Annotated in this window: 2 protein-coding genes; both read left to right on the top strand. The window is 52.2% G+C overall.

Annotation, left to right across the window (positions count from 1 at the left end; all coding sequences use genetic code 11):
* Positions 1–733: hypothetical protein (locus ACO6V1_RS24050; RefSeq protein WP_422469142.1), on the top strand; the 733-nt coding region annotated here is incomplete at its 5' end.
* A 109-nt stretch (positions 734–842) separates the two neighbouring features.
* Positions 843–1,203: hypothetical protein (locus ACO6V1_RS24045; protein WP_422469140.1), on the top strand; the 361-nt coding region annotated here is incomplete at its 3' end.

Here is a 1,203-nt window from a genome sequence, read left to right as displayed (position 1 = left end):
CCCTGTCTTTGATCCCAAACATACTGAAGCGGCTAAACAGGAATGCTATTCATCCAAATGGCAGTGTGAGTTAACACCCAATGGCTTGAACCGGAAGAAACCGGGATTACTGAACATCTGGTACCCAGTGGAGGGAAGTCAGCAGTATGTCATTGGTTGCGATGTTGCTGAGGGATTAGCTCCCATCAATGACAAACACAAGCACGGTGATTATTCATCCATCGACGTATTGGATCGTTCCGGTTATCAGGTTGCCCACTGGTCTGGCCATGTGGCACCGGATGATCTGGGCAAGATGCTTAACCATCTGGGGCGTTACTACAACAATGCCCTGACTGGTGTGGAGAGAAACAACCACGGCCTGACCACCATCACCAAACTGAAAGACCTGAAGTATCCCAATCTCTATATGGAAACCACGGTGGACCAGCGCACCCAGAAACGCACCAAGCGGATCGGCTGGCTGACCACGACCAAATCAAAACCATTAATGATTGATCACCTGGCTGCATTGCTCAGGGATGGTGATGCGGGGATTTGCAACGTAGAGACGGTAAAGGAGTGCCAGACCTACGTCATTGAAGACAACGGAGCCACTAATGCCCAGGAAGGTTGCTTCGATGATCGAGTGATCAGTTATGCGATCGCCCAGCAAATGGTGCTGAAGCTGCCACGGCGCAAGATCAATATCAATGAGCTGAAGTATCGGGCTCCAGGGAAATCTGCTTACTAATGGAGCGGACAATTATTCTCTTTACTCAGCTGGTGGTGGGGTACTGGCCAGCCATTATGGCCGGACACCGTTTTGAGTGGCTGCGACGCAGAGGCAAGAAGGTCAGGTAATGGAACACGGATTGGTGATGGTGGCCACCCCGGATGAGGTGACTCAGGCGGAGCTGGACTCTTCTCTGGACAAGGAGCGTCGCGAACAAGCGGTGCGTGATGCTTTTGCCTCGGATCTCTATAGCCGCTGGCAGGGTTACCGGGAGGCCCGGCGGGAAGTGGAAGATGAGTGGCTGGATGCGTTGCGGGCGGTAAAGGGTGAATACGGTCCCGAGCAAGAAAAGGTGATGGAGCAGCAGCAGGCCTTGAGCCGGGTGTTTATCAAGATCACTGCCACCAAAGTCAATGCTGCCTACTCACGACTTATTGATCTGCTGTTTCAGAATGTGGATTCCTTTTGGGATATTGTTCCCAGTCCAT

The organism is Endozoicomonas sp. ALC013 (genome assembly GCF_049310205.1).
Lineage (GTDB): Bacteria > Pseudomonadota > Gammaproteobacteria > Pseudomonadales > Endozoicomonadaceae > Endozoicomonas.
The sequence above is the reverse complement of the archived record's forward strand: the minus strand, read 5'-3'. Positions and strand labels throughout refer to the sequence as shown.